This window comes from Geodermatophilus nigrescens (assembly GCF_900129495.1).
Taxonomy (GTDB): Bacteria; Actinomycetota; Actinomycetes; order Mycobacteriales; family Geodermatophilaceae; genus Geodermatophilus; species Geodermatophilus nigrescens.
On record NZ_FQVX01000002.1, the window covers coordinates 941,223 to 957,752 of the forward strand.

Annotated in this window: 18 protein-coding genes; 9 read left to right on the forward strand and 9 right to left on the reverse strand. The window is 76.6% G+C overall.

The annotated features are described in order from the left end of the window. Positions 1-3 precede the first annotated feature (3 nt). From BUE37_RS12005 to BUE37_RS12035, 7 genes are all read right to left on the reverse strand, one after another. Positions 4-846, reverse strand: a complete 843-nt coding sequence (locus tag BUE37_RS12005) for a DUF3159 domain-containing protein (RefSeq protein WP_245794549.1) — start codon at positions 844-846, stop codon at positions 4-6. Next, complete coding sequence (locus tag BUE37_RS12010) at positions 843-1,220, reverse strand: OB-fold nucleic acid binding domain-containing protein (protein ID WP_073420355.1); 378 nt, start codon at positions 1,218-1,220, stop codon at positions 843-845. Before BUE37_RS12010 ends, BUE37_RS12005 begins: the two co-directional genes overlap by 4 nt. Continuing rightward, positions 1,217-2,002, reverse strand: a complete 786-nt coding sequence (locus BUE37_RS12015; protein ID WP_073420356.1) for an alpha/beta hydrolase family protein — start codon at positions 2,000-2,002, stop codon at positions 1,217-1,219. Before BUE37_RS12015 ends, BUE37_RS12010 begins: the two co-directional genes overlap by 4 nt. After that, entirely contained in the window at positions 1,999-2,760 is a 762-nt protein-coding gene (locus BUE37_RS12020) for a DUF3710 domain-containing protein (protein WP_073420357.1), read from the reverse strand. The genes BUE37_RS12015 and BUE37_RS12020 overlap by 4 nt, the downstream gene beginning before the upstream one ends. A gap of 1 nt (position 2,761) precedes the next feature. After that, on the reverse strand, positions 2,762-3,241 hold the full coding sequence (gene dut, locus BUE37_RS12025; protein ID WP_073420358.1) for a dUTP diphosphatase: 480 nt from the start codon (positions 3,239-3,241) through the stop codon (positions 2,762-2,764). A 23-nt stretch (positions 3,242-3,264) separates the two neighbouring features. Continuing rightward, complete coding sequence (locus BUE37_RS12030; protein WP_083628577.1) at positions 3,265-4,161, reverse strand: hypothetical protein; 897 nt, start codon at positions 4,159-4,161, stop codon at positions 3,265-3,267. 148 nt (positions 4,162-4,309) lie between these two features. Then, positions 4,310-4,612, reverse strand: a complete 303-nt coding sequence (locus BUE37_RS12035; RefSeq protein WP_073420360.1) for a DUF4193 domain-containing protein — start codon at positions 4,610-4,612, stop codon at positions 4,310-4,312. Between the two features lie 292 nt (positions 4,613-4,904). Between BUE37_RS12035 and BUE37_RS12040 the strand changes: the two genes are divergently transcribed. Beyond that, the gene (locus BUE37_RS12040; RefSeq protein WP_073420361.1) at positions 4,905-5,948 is read left to right on the forward strand and encodes a phosphotransferase family protein; all 1,044 of its coding nucleotides are present in this window, start codon (positions 4,905-4,907) and stop codon (positions 5,946-5,948) included. A gap of 85 nt (positions 5,949-6,033) precedes the next feature. After that, entirely contained in the window at positions 6,034-6,570 is a 537-nt protein-coding gene (locus tag BUE37_RS12045) for a LytR C-terminal domain-containing protein (RefSeq protein ID WP_073420362.1), read from the forward strand. A 36-nt stretch (positions 6,571-6,606) separates the two neighbouring features. On the opposite strand, the gene BUE37_RS12050 is transcribed toward BUE37_RS12045, so the two are convergent. Continuing rightward, positions 6,607-7,419, reverse strand: a complete 813-nt coding sequence (locus BUE37_RS12050) for an inositol monophosphatase family protein (RefSeq protein ID WP_073420363.1) — start codon at positions 7,417-7,419, stop codon at positions 6,607-6,609. Positions 7,420-7,479: 60 nt separating this feature from the next. Between BUE37_RS12050 and ppgK the strand changes: the two genes are divergently transcribed. The 5 genes from ppgK to BUE37_RS12075 all read left to right on the forward strand — a co-directional run bounded on the left by ppgK (position 7,480) and on the right by BUE37_RS12075 (position 14,321). Further along, positions 7,480-8,250 (forward strand): polyphosphate--glucose phosphotransferase, encoded by a 771-nt coding sequence (gene ppgK / locus BUE37_RS12055; RefSeq protein WP_217651219.1) that lies wholly within the window; start codon positions 7,480-7,482, stop codon positions 8,248-8,250. A 239-nt stretch (positions 8,251-8,489) separates the two neighbouring features. After that, positions 8,490-9,854: an RNA polymerase sigma factor gene (locus BUE37_RS12060; protein WP_073420365.1), complete on the forward strand. Its 1,365-nt coding sequence runs from the start codon at positions 8,490-8,492 to the stop codon at positions 9,852-9,854. 464 nt (positions 9,855-10,318) lie between these two features. After that, the gene (locus BUE37_RS12065) at positions 10,319-10,528 is read left to right on the forward strand and encodes a DUF7455 domain-containing protein (RefSeq protein WP_175562853.1); all 210 of its coding nucleotides are present in this window, start codon (positions 10,319-10,321) and stop codon (positions 10,526-10,528) included. Between the two features lie 506 nt (positions 10,529-11,034). Next, a complete protein-coding gene (locus tag BUE37_RS12070; RefSeq protein WP_073420367.1) occupies positions 11,035-13,143 on the forward strand; it encodes a VanW family protein in 2,109 nt (702 codons plus the stop codon). A gap of 83 nt (positions 13,144-13,226) precedes the next feature. Further along, a complete protein-coding gene (locus BUE37_RS12075; protein ID WP_245794551.1) occupies positions 13,227-14,321 on the forward strand; it encodes a YihY/virulence factor BrkB family protein in 1,095 nt (364 codons plus the stop codon). 69 nt (positions 14,322-14,390) lie between these two features. On the opposite strand, the gene BUE37_RS12080 is transcribed toward BUE37_RS12075, so the two are convergent. After that, on the reverse strand, positions 14,391-14,618 hold the full coding sequence (locus BUE37_RS12080; RefSeq protein WP_073420369.1) for a DUF3039 domain-containing protein: 228 nt from the start codon (positions 14,616-14,618) through the stop codon (positions 14,391-14,393). A gap of 89 nt (positions 14,619-14,707) precedes the next feature. Here BUE37_RS12080 and BUE37_RS12085 point away from each other — a divergent pair, with 89 nt between their 5' ends. Together BUE37_RS12085 and BUE37_RS12090 are read left to right on the forward strand one after the other, a co-directional pair. Next, the gene (locus tag BUE37_RS12085) at positions 14,708-15,649 is read left to right on the forward strand and encodes a pseudouridine-5'-phosphate glycosidase (RefSeq protein ID WP_073420370.1); all 942 of its coding nucleotides are present in this window, start codon (positions 14,708-14,710) and stop codon (positions 15,647-15,649) included. Positions 15,650-15,663: 14 nt separating this feature from the next. Continuing rightward, positions 15,664-16,530, forward strand: a complete 867-nt coding sequence (locus tag BUE37_RS12090; protein WP_245794553.1) for a carbohydrate kinase family protein — start codon at positions 15,664-15,666, stop codon at positions 16,528-16,530.

The following is a 16,530-nucleotide window of genomic DNA, read 5'->3' on the forward strand; positions in this document are numbered from 1 at the left end:
CGGTCAGCCCGGCGGCGCCGCGCCGGCGTCGGTCTCCACCCGGTGCCGGTGCAGCCGGGCGACCACCCACAGGGTCACCGCGAGCGCCGCGGCGGTGACCGGCAGGCCGAGCACGAGCGAGGCCACCCCGAGCAGGTCCTCCTCGTTGGCGAGGTAGAGCGGTGTCTGCACCGCCACCCGCAGCAGGAAGGTGACCGCCCACATGACGGTCAGCCAGCCGTAGGCGCGCACCACCTTCGGGTCGTCGCGCCAGTGCCGCTCGGGGGCGGGGTCGGCGGGCCGGGCGCCCGGTGCGGGCGCCGGGGGCGGCGGCTGGTGGTGCAGGCGGGCGCGGGCGGTGTCGACGCGGCGGCGCAGGCCGGGCAGCGAGTGCGCGGCCATCGACCCCAGGTGGCTGGGCGCGAGGAACTCGGCGAGCACGCCGACCAGCGGCCAGCGCAGCGGCACCGACCCGAGCAGCACCACGCCGATGACGGCGTTGCGGATGATGCCCGGCACGAAGTAGTTGCGCGCCTGCCCGGAGGCGGCGGCGATGGCCACGGCCACGGCGACGCCGAACAGGCCGCTGAAGGCCTGCTGCACGCTCTCCCGCCGCACCAGCCGGACGACCAGCACGAGCAGCGCCGCGCCGATCGCGCACCAGATGCCGGTGCGCAGGTCGCCGATCGCGTTGGCGACGATGAACGCCACCGTGGGCAGCGTGGCGTCGACCATGCCGCGCCAGCCGCCGAGCTGCTCGAGCACCAGGTGGCGGTCGAAGGTCACGCCGCCGGCGTCCCCGGACTGCTCCTGCGGTGCTGCTCCCCCCGGGTCGCGCCGGCCGCCGTCGTCGGCCGGGGAGGTCACCCGGCGCTCAGCTCGTACCAGGGGTTGTAGATGACCTTGCGGCCGTCGAAGTTGGCGAAGCGCCCGCGCGCGGTGAGCGTGCGCCCCGGCTCGATGCCGGGGATGCGCCGCCGGCCGAGCCACACCAGGGTGACCGAGCCCGAGCCGTCGAAGAGCTCGGCCTCGAGGGTGGGGACGGTCTCGCGCGGGGTGTAGACGACCGACTTCAGCCGGCCCGTCACGGTCACGACCGCCCCCTTGCGACAGGAGCTCACCGGCTCGCAGCCGGCGCGGTCGGCCTCGGCGCGCAGCTCCTGCGCGTCGATCGTGGAGTCGTCGGCGGTGAGTCGCTGCAGCGTGCGGGCGAGCCAGCCACCGGGACGCGTCTGTGTCACGGCTCCAGGGTAGTGCCGTCACGACGCGCGGTGGCGCGCTCCCGCAGCCAGTCGCGGACGACCGCCCAGCCCTCCCCCGCCGGGTCGATGACGTCCCGGTGCCCACCGGGCACGCCGCGCACCTCGACCCGGTCGCCGGCGGCCCGGGCGGCCGCGGCGTAGCGCTCGCTCTGCTCGTGCGGGACGACGTCGTCGCCGGTGCCGTGCACGCACAGCACGTCGGCCCCGGTGGGCAGCAGCCGCACCGGGTCGGCCGCGGCGTAGCGGCCGGGCACCGCGCCGGGCTCCCCGCCGAGGAACTCCTGCGTCGCGCGCCGGCCCAGCTCCTGCTCCGCGGCGCGGGCGAGGTCGAGGACGCCGGCCTGGAGCACGGCGGCGGCCACCCGCACCCGCGGGGCGGCGCCGGGCGCGCCCTCGGGCAGGCGCGCGCGGCCGGCGGCCCAGGCGGCGAGGTGCCCGCCGGCCGAGTGGCCGATCACGGTGACGTCGCCGAGGTCGAGGCCGTCAGTACCCGCGAGGGCGTCGAGCGCGGCGGCGACGTCCTCCAGCGTGGCCGGCCACCCGCCGCCGGTGCCGACGCGCCGGTACTCGACGGCGACGGCGGCCCACCCGGCCGCGGCCAGGTCGGCGGCCAGCGGGCGGGCCAGCTCGATGCCGTACGCGGCGCGCCAGAACCCGCCGTGCAGCACGACCGCCACCGGTGCCGGGCCCTGCGCCGCGGGGAGGGTGAGCTCGAGGAACTGGTCGGGGTGCGGGCCGTAGGCGAGGGTGCGGGTGCTCACGCGGTCGGGCCGGCGGGCGGCGCCTGCTGCCCCTGCGCCGGCGGGGCCGCCGGGGGCCGCCCCGTTTGCTGCTGCCCGGCCTGCTGCGCCGCCTGCTGGCGGGCCAGCTGCTCGGCGGCCTGGGCCGGGAGGGTGAGCGGCAGCTGCTCGCGCACCGGCATCGGGTCGGTGCCGCGGACGACGACGACCTGGCGGAACGCCTCCTCCAGCACGGCCGCCGCGTCCGGGTTCTCCGCCGCCGGGCCGCTGATCATGCCGCGCAGGAACCAGCGCGGGCCGTCGACGCCGAGGAAGCGGGCCGCGCGGCGCTGTGGCTTCGGCGGCGGGCCGCCGGGCTGGGCCGCCGGGGTGACGAGGACCGTGCCGGCGAGCTCGGGACCGAACGGGCCCTCGACCTCGGTGAGCCGCCCGCCCTGCCCCGACGCGCTGCGCGCGAGGTCGGCGCGGACGTCGTCCCAGATGCCGGCGGCCCGCGGCGCGGCGAACGCCGACAGCTGCAGCAGGGAGTCGCCGTAGCGCAGCGTGGCGCCGATGACCTTCTGCTGCTGGTTGAGGTCCACGCGCAGCTCCGTGCCGGGCACCGCGGGCAGCCGCAGCGCGCCGAGGTCGACGCGGGGGCGGCCGTCGTCGGGCGCGTCGGCGGCGTCGAACGGCCCGGCTGTCTCGTCGACCTCCCGCTCCCGGTGCTGCGGCTCCGGCGGCACCCCGCGCTCGCGCAGGCTGCGGTCGATCCGGTTGCGTCGTCGTCCGAATGGCATCTCAGGCCTCCTTCCCCGCGGCCCGGCCGGTGGAGCCGTGACCGGCCCCGCCGCGGACGCTGGCCGGCAACTCCTCGACCGGGACGAAGCGCGCCTGCACCACCGGCTGCACGACCAGCTGGGCGACGCGCTCGCCGCGGCGCAGGGTCAGCGGCGTCTCCGGGTCGAGGTTGACCAGGTTCACCTTGATCTCCCCCCGGTAGCCGGCGTCGATGGTGCCCGGCGCGTTGACCAGGCTCAGCCCGTGCCGGTGGGCCAGGCCCGAGCGCGGGTGCACGAAACCGGCATACCCCTCGGGGATCGCGACGGCCACGCCCGTGCCCACCAGCGCCCGCTGGAACGGCGCGAGGACGACGTCCTCGGCCAGCGTCAGGTCCGCGCCCGCGTCGCCGGGGAGGGCGTAGCGGGGCGGCTGCGCGCCGTCGCCGGTGAGCCGCACCGGGACGTCGAGCGGAGCGGGTGCGGGGGCGGGCTCGGGCACGACGGCGACCCTAACCACGGCGCTCAGGCGTCGCGGCGGCGCAGGTCGGACCGCACCCGCCGGGCGAGGGTCTCGGTGGCCTTGAGGTTGCCGCGGCCGCCGAGCGCGGCGCCCACGAGCAGCGGCGCGGCCGACCCGAGGTTGCGGGCCAGCCGGCGGGACAGGCGGCGGCGCAGCGCCCGGAACCCCGCGGTGCCGAGCACGGTGCCCATCCCCTGCCGGGCGCCGCCCTCGACGGCCCGCTGGGAGGTCCAGCTCGCGAGGTACGCGGCGGCGCGCTCGCGGTCGCTGCCGGCCGCCGGGCGGCCGTAGAGCTCGTGCAGCTCGCCGAGCAGGACCACCTCGACGGCGGCGGTGAGCAGCGTCTCGGCGCCGAGCTCGAGCGGCAGGGCCACCAGCGACGGCGGCGCGAACCAGTGCGCCGCCGACAGCCCGCCGGTGGCCGCGCCGACGGCGGCGGTCATCCGGGCGGCCCGGGTGGTGAGCGCGTCGGCGATCTCCTCGTCCGAGCGCCCGGGGTGGGCGGCGCGGATCCGGGCGGCGTCGCGGATGGGCAGCCGGGGCGCGGCCGCGGCGAGCAGCTCGCCGAGGACCGTGCCGAGGCCGCGGGAGTCGTCGTCGCCGGACGCGGCCGGGTCCTGACGGCGCCCGGCGGACGTGGCGGCGGACCCCGCGGCGGACGCGGCGGTGGACGCCGCGGCCGACGCGACCGCGCCGACGACGTCGCGCAGCAGGCCGGCCGTCGAGCGGCGCCCCTCGGGAGCGGCGCCGCCGGCGCGGTCGCCGTCGGCGTCGTCGGTGCCGCCGAGCAGCCCGGAGACCGCGTCGGCGAGCGCCCGGGCGGCGCGGCCCAGACCGGTGTCGGGGTCGAGCCAGCCGGGGCCGGACTCCTCCGGCGCAGGCTCCGCGACCCGCTGCACGGGCCGTGGCGGCGGGACGTCCCTGGGCGCAGCCGTCCGCCTCGTCTCCTCGGTCATCGTCTGCTCCCTCCCCGTGCGTCCCGCCGCACGCCGTCGCCGGTGCCGGCGCCGGTCACGCCGCCGACCGGGCCCCTCGTGGGGCCCGTGATCAGGCCGCGCAGTCGCGGCAGTAGTTCTCGCTGCCGCGGCTGGCGGCCAGGCGGCTGCGGTGCTGCACGAGGAAGCACCGCGAGCAGGTGAACTCGTCCTCCTGCTTGGGCAGGACGCGGACGGTCAGCTCCTCGTTGGACAGGTCGGCGCCGGGCAGCTCGAGGCTCTCGTTGAAGTCGGTCTCGTCGACGTCGACCGAGCTGGACTGCGCCTCGGCGCGCCGGGCCTTGAGCTCCTCGAGGGAGTCCTCGCCGAGCTCGTCGGCCTCGTTGCGGCGCGGGGCGTCGTAGTCGGTGGCCATGGGGTGTGCCCCTCCTCCGGGGTCGTTCGCGGGCGCACCCGCGGCGTGCGCCGGCGGCGGTGGCCGCCGGCGTCCTGGCCGGCCGCACGGGGCGGCCGCTGGACGGTGTCCGGACCGGCTGCCGGACGACCCCGGGAGGGACGTCCGCGCCGGACCGGCAGCCCCCCAACGCCGTGCGGTCCCGGTTTGTGCCCACGCTCGGACACGGGACACATCGGCCGTTCCTGGGCCGCGGATCGGGGCCCGGACGGGCGGGTCGGGGAGCGGAGTGCCGGAGGTTACCCTGCGGCGCGTGTCGAGTGCCGTGGGAGCTGACCCCGCCGTCGTCGGTCCGTACCTCGCCGCAGCCCTCGGCGACGAGCGCTGGCGGGAGGTGACCGTCGACCTCGTCGCGGCCGGCATGTCGAACCTCACGTACGTCGTCACGCCCGCGGGCGGGTCGGCCGACGACGCGGTGATCCTGCGGCGCCCGCCCACCGGCGCGGTGCTGGCCACGGCGCACGACATGGCCCGGGAGCACCGGGTCATCAGCGCGCTCGGGCCGACGCCGGTCCCGGTGCCGCGGACGCTGCACCTGTGCACCGACCCCGAGGTGCTCGGCGCGCCGTTCTACGTGATGGAGCGCGTCGTCGGCCTGCACGTCGTCGACGAGATCCCGGCGGGGTACGCCGACACCCCCGAGCTGCGACGGCAGGTCGGTGACGGCCTCATCGACGTGCTGGCGCAGCTGCACGCCGTCGACCCGGCGTCGGTGGGGCTGGACGACTTCGGCCGGCCCGAGGGCTTCCTGGCCCGGCAGGTGCGCCGCTGGACCAAGCAGTGGGACGCCACCCGCGACCGCGACCGCCCGGGCATGGACGCCCTCGCCGCGCGGCTGGCCGAGACGGTGCCGCAGACGCAGCGCACGGGGATCGTCCACGGCGACTACCGCCTCGACAACTGCCTGCTCGACCCCGAGCGGCCCGGCGGCATCCGCGCGGTGCTGGACTGGGAGATGTCGACGCTGGGCGACCCGCTCACCGACATCGGCATGCTGTTCGTCTACTGGCCCGAGGCCGGCGAGACCCGCCCCGTGCTGTCGCCCGTGACGACGCTGCCCGGCTTCCCCACCCGCCGCGAGATCGCCGAGCGCTACGCGCAGCAGGCCGGCGTCGGCCTCGAGGACCTCGACTGGTACGTCGGCTTCGCCTTCTTCAAGTTCGCCGCGATCGTCGCCGGCATCGTCGCCCGCTCGGCGGCCGGGGCGATGGCCGGCAAGGACACCTCCGGCTACGCCGACCGCATCGACCCGTGCGTCGAGCTGGGACGCGCCGCGCTCGACGACGGTGCCCTCTGACCCCGCCGGCCGCCCCTAGACTCCGGCCGATCCGACCCCGCGCGGCCCGCCGGTCCGTGGCGGGTCGGCGCCGAGGAGGACGAGCGTGAGCACCAGCACCGACAGCCCGCCGGTGCGCCGCCGCAGGGACCGCCGGCTGCTGCCTCCCCTGGTCTTCCTCCTGGTGCTGGCGCTCGCCGCGCTCGGCGTGTGGTGGAAGGTCTTCCAGGACGCCGGGGCCCGCGCCGAGGCCGCCGAGGCCGCCTGCGAGACCGCCGCCGCGGCGCCGCCGTCGCTGGACCCCAGCACGCTGTCGATCCGCGTCTACAACGCCACCGACCGCGGCGGGCTGGCCAACACCGTCGCCGCCGAGCTGCAGGCCCGCGGGTTCGTGGTCGAGGAGATCGCCAACGACCCGACCGAGCGTGAGGTCACCGGCACCGGCGAGGTCCGCCACGGCCCGCGCGGCAACGACGCGGCCCGCTACCTGGCGCTGTTCCTCCCCGGGGCCGGCGACCTGCTCGACACCCGGGCCACCGCCACGGTCGACCTGGTGATCGGGCCCGACTTCCAGGCGCTGGCCACCCCCGAGGAGGTCGCGGCGACCCTCACCCCGATCGCGAGCGCCGAGGCCGCCTGTTGACGGACCCCGTCCGGAGGACGGGGCCGTTCCAGCACGTCACGGGTGGAGACGGTCGAGCAGCTCCAGCAGCGGCTGGGCGACCGTCGCGGGGACCGCGACCGCCATCGGCTCGGCGAACGGCCGGCCCGGCAGCCCGGTGACCACCAGGCCCGCCTCGGCGGCCACCAGGGCGCCCGCCGCGTGGTCCCAGGGCTTGAGGTTGAGCTCGTAGTAGGCGTCGACGCGCCCGGCCGCGGCGGCGCACAGGTCCAGCGACGCGCAGCCGTACCGGCGGATGTCGCGCACCTCGGGCAGCAGCTGCGCGACGACGGCACCCTGCGCCCGCCGCTGCTCGACCCGGTAGCCGAAGCCGGTGGCCACCAGCGTCTGCCCGAGGGACTCCGGACGGTTGCCGGTCAGCCGCACCGGCTCCGGCACCTCTCGGGTGGACAGGAACGCGCCGCCGCCGGCCGTGGCGGTGAACAGGTCGCCGGTCGGCACGTCGAGCACCGCGCCGGCCACCGTGGCGCCGTCGACCTCGGCGGCGATGGAGACGGCGTAGCCGCGCAGCCCGTAGAGGAAGTTGACCGTGCCGTCGATCGGGTCGACCACCCAGCGCACGCCGCTGGTGCCGGCGCGGTCGGCGCCCTCCTCCCCCAGCAGCCCGTCGTCGGGCCGGGCCTCGAGCAGCCGCCGGGTGATCAGCCGCTCCGAGGCCGTGTCGACGGCGGTGACGACGTCGGTGGGGCTGGACTTCACGTCGACGGCGGACGCGGCCGACCCGCGCTCGCGGACGATCAGCTCGGCCGCCTCCCGGGCGGTCGAGACGGCCAGGTCGAGCAGGTCGGCGGGCGACACGGGGGCACTCACCCGGGGGATCCTGCCCGAGCACCCCGCCGGACTGCGGCGCCGGTCACTAGGGTGACCGCCGTGCAGGGGTTCGGCGTGGACATCGGCGGCAGCGGCATCAAGGGGTGCCTGGTCGACCTGGAGGCGGGCACTCTCATCGGCGAGCGGATGCGGGTGGAGACCCCGCAGCCCTCGCTCCCGGAGGCGGTGTACGACGTCGTCGCCGGGATCGTGAGCTCCTTCGGGTGGACCGGGCGGATCGGGTGCACCTACCCCGGCGTCATGAAGAAGGGCGTCGCGCACACCGCGGCGAACATGGACAAGAGCTGGATCGGCACCGACGTCGACGGCGGCCTCACCGCGCTGGTGCCCGGCACGGTCGAGACGCTCAACGACGCCGACGCCGCCGGGCTCGCCGAGATGCGCTACGGCGCCGGCCGCGGCCGCGACGGCGTCGTCCTCATGCTGACCTTCGGCACCGGCATCGGCAGCGCGCTGTTCGTCGACGGCCACCTCGTGCCCAACACCGAGTTCGGGCACATCCAGGTCGACGGCCACGACGGCGAGCGCCGCGCCTCGGCCGCCGTGCGCGAGCGCGAGGAGCTCTCCTACCCCGAGTGGGCGGCCCGCGTGGACCGCTACCTCGACGTGCTGGAGGGCGGCCTGTGGCCGGACCTGATCATCGTCGGCGGCGGGGTGAGCAAGAAGGCGCACAAGTGGGTGCCGCTGCTGACCACGCGCACCCCGGTCGTCCCCGCGGAGCTGCAGAACGACGCCGGGATCGTCGGCGCGGCACTCGCCGCGGCGGAGCGGATCGAGGCGCGCGGCACCGAGGCGCCGGTCCAGCCCTGACGCGCCCGCCCCTTCCGGGCGACCGCGGGCCGTTCGCGGCGCTGGTCACACGCCGTGACGTCGCTACAATGGAGAAGCCCCAGCCCGTCACCACCCAGCCGGGAGTCATCCCCCCTCCGCACCGCGGTCAAACGCCGCACCGGACCTGGGGCCTCCCCGCTCCGCGGCCGACGGCCCGGGGCCGCTGCCCGGGAGCCAGATCGCTCCCGGGGACGCACCCAGCACGGGAAGGAACCTGAGTGCCCGCCGACAAGCCTGCACCGGACGCCGCCGTCACGAGCAGCACCCGCTCGAAGACGGTCGCCGCGAGCACCCGACCCTCCCGGACCAGCGCGCCGGTGGGCGTCGCCGGGAACGCGCCGGCGAAGGCCGCGCCCCGCAAGAAGGCCCCGGCGAAGACCACCGCCGCCAAGGGCAAGCCGGCCATCAGCCCCTCGCCGGGCGCCGGTGAGGGCACCGTCCTGACCGCCGTGGCCTCCGACGACTCCGCCGTCGCCGTGGTCGACGCCGGTGCCGAGGGCCTGACCCTCGACGAGGCCGTCGTCGCCGGTCCCGACGGGGTCGCGGTCGCCGAGGCGCCCGCCGCCGCGGAAGGGGCCACCGAGGGCGGCACCGACTTCGAGTGGGACGACGAGGAGGAGTCCGAGGCGCTGCGGCAGGCCCGCAAGGACGCCGAGCTCACCGCCTCGGCCGACTCGGTCCGCGCCTACCTCAAGCAGATCGGCAAGGTCGCCCTCCTCAACGCCGAGGAGGAGGTCGACCTCGCCAAGCGCATCGAGGCCGGGCTCTACGCCTCCGAGCGGATGCGCCAGGTCGAGGAGGAGGGCCAGAAGCTCTCCCCGCAGATGCGGCGCGACCTCAACTGGATCATCCGCGACGGCGAGCGCGCCAAGAACCACCTGCTGGAGGCCAACCTCCGCCTCGTGGTCTCCCTCGCCAAGCGCTACACCGGCCGCGGCATGGCGTTCCTGGACCTCATCCAGGAGGGCAACCTCGGCCTGATCCGCGCCGTCGAGAAGTTCGACTACACCAAGGGCTACAAGTTCTCGACCTACGCCACCTGGTGGATCCGGCAGGCGATCACCCGCGCCATGGCCGACCAGGCCCGCACCATCCGCATCCCGGTGCACATGGTCGAGGTCATCAACAAGCTCGGCCGCATCCAGCGCGAGCTGCTCCAGGACCTGGGCCGCGAGCCCACCCCGGAGGAGCTGGCCAAGGAGATGGACATCACCCCGGACAAGGTGCTGGAGATCCAGCAGTACGCCCGGGAGCCCATCAGCCTCGACCAGACCATCGGCGACGAGGGCGACAGCCAGCTCGGTGACTTCATCGAGGACTCCGAGGCCGTCGTCGCCGTCGACGCGGTGAGCTTCACGCTCATGCAGGACCAGCTCACCAGCGTCCTGCAGACGCTGTCGGAGCGGGAGGCCGGCGTCGTCCGGCTGCGGTTCGGCCTCACCGACGGCCAGCCCCGCACCCTCGACGAGATCGGCCAGGTCTACGGGGTGACCCGCGAGCGGATCCGGCAGATCGAGTCGAAGACGATGTCGAAGCTGCGCCACCCGAGCCGCTCCCAGGTGCTGCGCGACTACCTCGACTGACGAAGGACCTCCTCGCCCCCCGGCCCTCGCTCCGCTCGGGTCGGGCCCCTGCGAGGAGGCCGTTCCAGCGCGTCACCTGACGGCCGGCGCCCCGCACGGGGTGCCGGCCGTCGTCGCGTGTCCGGCGCGTTGCGGGATGGTCACGATCTCACCCGGCCGGGGCGACGGGGCGGTGTACCGCGGCAGCGGCCGGGTAGACCGCGTAGCGTGGGGGTCGTCGAGACAGCAGCGGACCCACGGCCGGCAACCCACCCGGCGCACAGGAACCACCAGCACCACCCCCATACGAACCGGCAACGCACCAGCGACGGTCCCTGCTGAACCCACCCGCCCCAGCGGCCACCGGCTCACCACCTCCGGCGAGTCGACCGCGGTGACGGGAGGAACGGGAACACAGGGGTCCATCCTGGCGCTGTGCAGGAGGCCGATCCGCAGCCGCGGGTCCGTGCGGTAGAGAGCGAGTGATGACCCAGATGACCCAGACGCTGACGACGACCCCCGCCGCCGACGACCTGGTCGTGCCCTTCCACTGCGACCGGTGCGGCGCACTGGCCAAGGTGCGTGTCGTGCTCGCCAGCGGCAGCGACCTCGTGTTCTGCGGGCACCACGCCCGGGAGTACGACACCAAGCTCCGTGACATCGCCGTCGACATCATCGAGACGGACGGCGAGTAGCACTCCATGCCCTGACCGAGGCGCTATCGTCGCTGACCGCGATGATGCCCTCACCCGACGCCGCCGCCGGTGTCCCCGAGCCGCTCGATGCGGCCGGGGGCCCGGCGGCTCCGTCGTTCCCGGGGACCCCCGGTCGACGGCGACCCGAGGAACCCCCGATGCAGCAGCACCCCGCCCCCTCCTCTCCCCCGTCCGCGGACCCGGCGGCCCGCGACGGCGACCCGGGCGGCCTGTCCGACGAGACCCGCCCGGTCCCGCGCGACCGCGGGCCGGTCGGCCCCGACGCGTCGCCGCCGGCGCCCGTCCCGTCCGCGGCCACCGGGGACACGGCGGGCACCGGGGACACGGCGGGCACCGCGGACGCTGGAGACGCTGGGGACGCTGGGGACACCGAGGGCCCTGCGGGCGCTGGGGACGCTGCGCGCCCTGGGGACAGCGGGGCTCCCGCTGCGGACGGGGCATCCGCCGCCGGCACCCCGGGCACCGCGGCTGCCGATGACGGGGGCGTGAGCACCGACACGGCCGCCCGCACCGACGCCGGCGCCGGGTCCGCACCCGACCCCGTGCACGACACCGTCGCGCTGACCGGCGGCCCGGCCACGGAGGCCGCGCCCGCCACCCCGGCGGCCGCACCGACGGCCGGGCCCGCTGCCGGGCCCGCTGCCGTGCCTGCCGCCGTGCCCGCCCCGGACGCCTCCGACACCGTCACGCTCGGCGACCCGGTGCCGGCCGCCGTCCCGTCCGCCGGGTCCGGGCCCGTCGGTCCCGCCGGCCCGGGTGGTCCGGGTGGGCCCGCCGGCCCGGGTGGTCCCGCCGGTCCGGTCGCCGCGGCCCCCGCGCCCCGCCGCCCGCTGTGGCGGCGCCCGGCCGTGCTCGCCCCCGTCGGCCTGCTCGCCGTCCTCGGCGCCGCCTACGGCGTCGACCTGCTCGTCGCGGGCAGCGACGTCCCCCGCAACACCGTCGTCGCCGGCGTGGACATCGGCGGGCTCTCCCCCGCCGCCGCGGCGAGCACGCTGGAGGAGCAGCTGGCACCACGGGTCGCCGCCGACCACGTCGTCGTCGCCGACGACGTCGAGGCCACCCTCTCCCCCGCCGTGGCCGGCATCGCGCTCGACGTCGACGCGACCGTCGACGCCGCCGACGACCAGCCGCTGGCCCCGTGGACCCGGCTCGTCACCCTGTTCTCCGACCGCACCGTCGAGCCCGTCATCGACGGCGACGAGGGCGCCCTCGCCGCGCAGGTCGAGACGATCGCCACCCAGGTCGACCGGGCGCCGGTCGACGCCACGATCACCCTCGAGGGCACCACCCCGACGCTGGTCGAGCCGGCCGACGGCCGCACGCTGGACCGCGAGGGCAGCGCCGAGGCGATCACCGCGGCGCTGGCCGCCGGGGGCGACCCGGAGACCCCGATCGAGCTGCCGGTCGACGTCGAGCCGGTGCAGGTGGCCGCCGAGGAGGCGCAGCGCGTCCTCGACGACACCGTCACCCCTGCCCTCGCCGCCCCTGTCACGGTCAGCAGCCAGGACGGCGCGACGTCGGTGGAGATCCCGGTCGAGGCGATCGCGGCCTCGCTGACGTTCACCCCGCAGGAGAGCGGCGAGCTCGCCGTCGCCGTCGACCCCGCCGCCCTGCAGACGGCGATGGGCGAGGACTTCGCCGCCTTCGGCACGCCGGCCGAGGACGCCCGCTTCGAGGTCGACGGCGACGCGGTGCGCGTCGTCCCGTCGGTCGACGGCACCGGCGTCGACCCGGCCGCGCTGGCCGGGCAGCTGCTCGAGGTGCTGCCGCAGCCCGCCCCCCGGTCCGTCACCGTCCAGCTGGGACCGGTGCCGGCCGACCTGACCACCCAGGAGGCCGAGGCGCTCGGCATCCGCGAGGAGGTCAGCTCCTTCACCACCACGACGACGAACAACGCCAGCGGCACGAACATCCGCGTGGTGGCCGCGGAGGTCGACGGCGCGCTCGTGCTGCCGGGCGAGACCTTCAGCCTCAACGACTACACCGGGCCGCGCGGCACCGCCCAGGGCTACGTGCCGGCCAACGTCATCAGCGGCGGCGAGCTGTCGACCGCCGTCGGCGGCGGCATCAGCCAGTTCGCCACGACGATGTTCAACGCGGTCTTCTTCGGCGGCCTCGAGGACGTCTACCACAAGCCGCACAGCTTCTACATCAGCCGCTACCCGGCCGGCCGCGAGGCCACCGTGTACGAGGGCCAGATCGACCTGCAGTGGCGCAACGACACCGACACCGGGATCTTCGTCGACACCCAGTGGACGCCCGGCTCCTCGGGCGGGTCGATCACGGTGACCTTCTACGGGACCAAGCGCTACGAGATCGAGGCGATCGAGAGCGCCCGGTCGAACTTCCGCCAGCCCGCGGTGCAGGAGAAGGTCGACGACGGCGACTGCATCCCGCAGTCCGGCGTCCAGGGCTTCGACGTGTCGGTCACCCGGGTCTTCCGCGACCTGCAGACCGGGGCGGAGATCCGCCGCGAGCGGTTCGACACCACGTACCAGGCGGAGGCGGTCATCCGCTGCGTCGCCCCGCCGCCGCCCGCCGAGCCCGCCCCGGCGCCCGACGCGGGCACCCCGCCGGCCCAGCCGACGTCCTGAGCACCCGCCCGACCGGGCGACTCCGCGCCCGCTCCGGCGCCCGGCGACGGCGGGGCGGCACCGCGGACGTGCACACTGGCCGGGTGAGCACCGTGCGGGCCGGCGGGCCGTCCCGCACCGGCGGGGCGGCCGGCGAGGGCCCTCCCGTCGTCCCGGCCGTCGCCGCGGTCCCTGTGGACGGTCAGGGAGCACCCGGCGCCAGCCGCGCCGACCTGCCCGCGCCGGGCCGGCTCGACCACTGGCCGGCCGTCGTCCGCGTGCCGCTGCAGGTGCTCGGCCGCACGGTGGCCAAGGCGTGGAAGGACCGCATCCTCGGCCTCTCCGGCGAGGCGGCCTTCTGGCAGATCCTGTCGGTGCCGCCGCTGCTCATCGCGCTGCTGGGCTCGCTGGGCTACCTCGGCGGCTTCATCGGCGCGGACTCCGTGCAGACGATCGAGGACACGCTGGTCAACGCGTCCAGCGAGGTGGTCACCGCCGACGTCGTCGACCAGCTCGTGCGGCCCACCCTCAACGACATCCTGACGTCCGGGCGGCTCGACGTCGTCAGCCTGGGCTTCCTCATCACCCTGTGGGCCGGGTCGTCGGCGACGGCGACGTTCATGAACACGATCGTCATCGCCTACAGCCAGCGCGACGTCCGCGGGCCGATCGCCACCCGGCTCATGGCGCTGTGGCTGTTCGTCGTCGGCCTGGTGCTGGCGGTGCTCATGCTGCCGCTGCTCGTGCTCGGCCGCGGCCTGCTCGTGGCCCTGCTGCCGCAGGACTGGCGGGCCACCGCCACGGTGCTGGTCGACGCCGTCTACTGGCCGGTGGTCGTCGTCGGCCTGATCCTGGCGCTCACGAGCTTCTACCACGTGGTGTTGCCGCGGCGGCTCCCCTGGCACCGGCACCTGCCGGGCTCGCTGCTGGCCGTGGGGTTCTTCGTGGTGGCCGCGACGGTGCTGCGGCTCTACGTCTCCGACATCCTGGTCGCGGCGCTGCCCTACGGCGCGCTCGCGACCCCGATCGCGGCACTGCTGTTCCTGTTCTTCTTCGGGATGGCCGTGCTGCTCGGGGCCGAGCTCAACGCGACCATCCAGGAGCGCTGGCCGGCCCAGCAGCGCCGGCACACCCGCCGGGCGCAGCGCCGGCGGGCGGCCGAGCTGGAGGCCGAGGCCAAGCGGCTCGGGCTCAGGTGACGTGCTGGAACGGCCCCCTCGCAGGGGCCCGCCGCGAGCGTGCGAGCGGTGGGGGGCGAGGGGGTCCTTCTACTTGCGGAGCTGCTCGTAGACCTCCTTGCAGGCCGGGCACACCGGGCTGCCGGGCTTCGGGGACTTGGTGACCGGGAAGACCTCGCCGCACAGCGCCTCGACCATCGTCCCCATGACCGCGCTCTCGGCGATCTTGTTCTTGCGGACGTAGTGGAAGACCTCGTTGGCGTTGCCGGTGTCGCCCTCGCGGACGTCGGGCTTCTCGAGGAGGTCGGACTGGCTCACGGGCTGCTCCCAGGCTGGTGACGGGGGCCGCGGCCGGCCCGCCGGGAGGCGCGGCCGGGCGACGGTCGGTCGCCCTCCATGATGGCAGGGTGAGCGCCGAACCCCGTCATGCCGCCGCCCCCGCCCCCCTCGCCCTCTCCCCCGAGGTCGCCGAGGCGCTCGACTCCGGCGCGCCCGTCGTCGCCCTGGAGAGCACGCTGCTCGCCCACGGCCTGCCGCGCCCCGACAACCGTGCCGCCGCTGACGAGGTGGAGGCCGCCGTCCGCGCCGGCGGGGCCGTGCCCGCGACGATCGCCGTCCTCGACGGCGTGCCGCACGTCGGCCTGACCGCCGAGCAGGTCGACCGGGTCTGCGCGGACCCCGACCTCGCCAAGCTGGGTGTGCGCGACCTGCCCGTCGCCGCCGCCCTGGGCCTCTCGGGCGCCACCACCGTCTCGAGCACCGCGCTGCTGGCCGCCGCGGCCGGCATCGGCGTGTTCGCCACCGGCGGGCTGGGCGGCGTGCACCGCCAGTCGGCCGAGACCTTCGACGAGTCCGCCGACCTGACCGCGCTGTCGCGCACCTCGCTGGCCGTCGTCTGCGCCGGCGTGAAGTCGATCCTCGACGTGCCGGCCACCCTGGAGCGGATGGAGAGCCTGTCGATCACGGTGGTCGGCTACGGGACGACGACGTTCCCCGGCTTCTACGTGGCCGACTCGGGGTCGGCCGTCGACTGGTCGGTCGACACCCCCGAGCAGGCCGCGGCCGTGCTGGCCACGCGCCGCGAGCTGACCCCCGGCGCGGTCGTCGTCGCCAACCCGCTGCCGGCCGACCAGCAACTCGACCCGGAGCTGCACGACCGCGTCATCGCCGGCGCGCTGGCCGCCGCGGAGGCCGCCGGGGTGCGCGGCAAGGCGGTGACGCCGTTCGTCCTCGACCACCTGCACCGGGAGAGCGGGGGCGCGACGCTGGAGGTCAACGTGCGCCTGGTGCTGCGCAACGCCGAGCTCGCCGGGCGGATCGCCGCCGCGCTGGCCGGGGCGGCCCGCTGAGCACCGGGCGGCCGGTGGTCGTCGTCGGCGACGTCGCCACCGACGTCGTCGCGGTGCTGTCCGGGGAGCCCGCGCCCGGCTCCGACCGGCCGGCGGCCATCCGCAGCCGCGGCGGCGGGGCCGGGGCCAACGTGGCGGTCCACCTGGCCGCGCTGGGGACGCCGGTGGTGCTGGCCGGGTGCGTCGGCGACGACCCGGCCGGCCTCGCGCTGGTGGCGGAGTTGACCGCCGCCGGCGTCGGCCTCGCGCTGCGCACGGTGCCCGGCGCGGCCACCGGCACGATCGTCAGCCTGGTCGAGCCGGGCGGGCAACGCAGCATGCTGGCCGACCGCGGCGCCAACCTCGACCTGCGGCCCGGCGACGTCCCTGTGCCCGGCCCCGGGGGGCACCTGCACCTGTCGGGCTACACGCTGCTCGACGAGCGGCCGCGGGCGGCGGGGCTCGCGGCGCTGGCCGCCGCGCGGGCGGCCGGGTGCACGGTGTCGGTGGACCCCGCGTCGACCGGCCCGCTGACCGCCTACGGCGTCGACCGGTGGCTCGAGGACACCGCGGGCGCGGACCTGCTGCTGCCCAACGCCGACGAGGCGCGGCTGCTCACCGGTTGCGCCGACCCAACCGACGCCGCCCGGGCGCTGGCGACCGCGCACCCGGCGGTCGCGGTCACGCTGGGTGCCGACGGGGCGCTGTGGGCGGCCGGCGACGTGCTCGTGCACCGCCCGGCGCACCCGGCCGACGTCGTCGACACCACCGGCGCGGGCGACGCGTTCACCGCGGGGCTGCTCGCCGTGTGGCTGGCGGCGCCCGGCGGCGACCCCGCCGCCGCGCTGGACGCGGGCCTGGCCCGCGCGGCCGGGGTGGTCGCGCGGACGGGCGCCCGCTGA

Bases quoted from the DNA above. Each gene is read 5' to 3' on its own strand.
- BUE37_RS12020 (WP_073420357.1), bottom strand. From the start codon at position 2,760: ATGCCATTCGGACGACGACGCAACCGGATCGACCGCAGCCTGCGCGAG.
- BUE37_RS12065 (WP_175562853.1), top strand. From the start codon at position 10,319: ATGACCCAGATGACCCAGACGCTGACGACGACCCCCGCCGCCGACGAC.
- BUE37_RS12035 (WP_073420360.1), bottom strand. From the start codon at position 4,612: ATGGCCACCGACTACGACGCCCCGCGCCGCAACGAGGCCGACGAGCTC.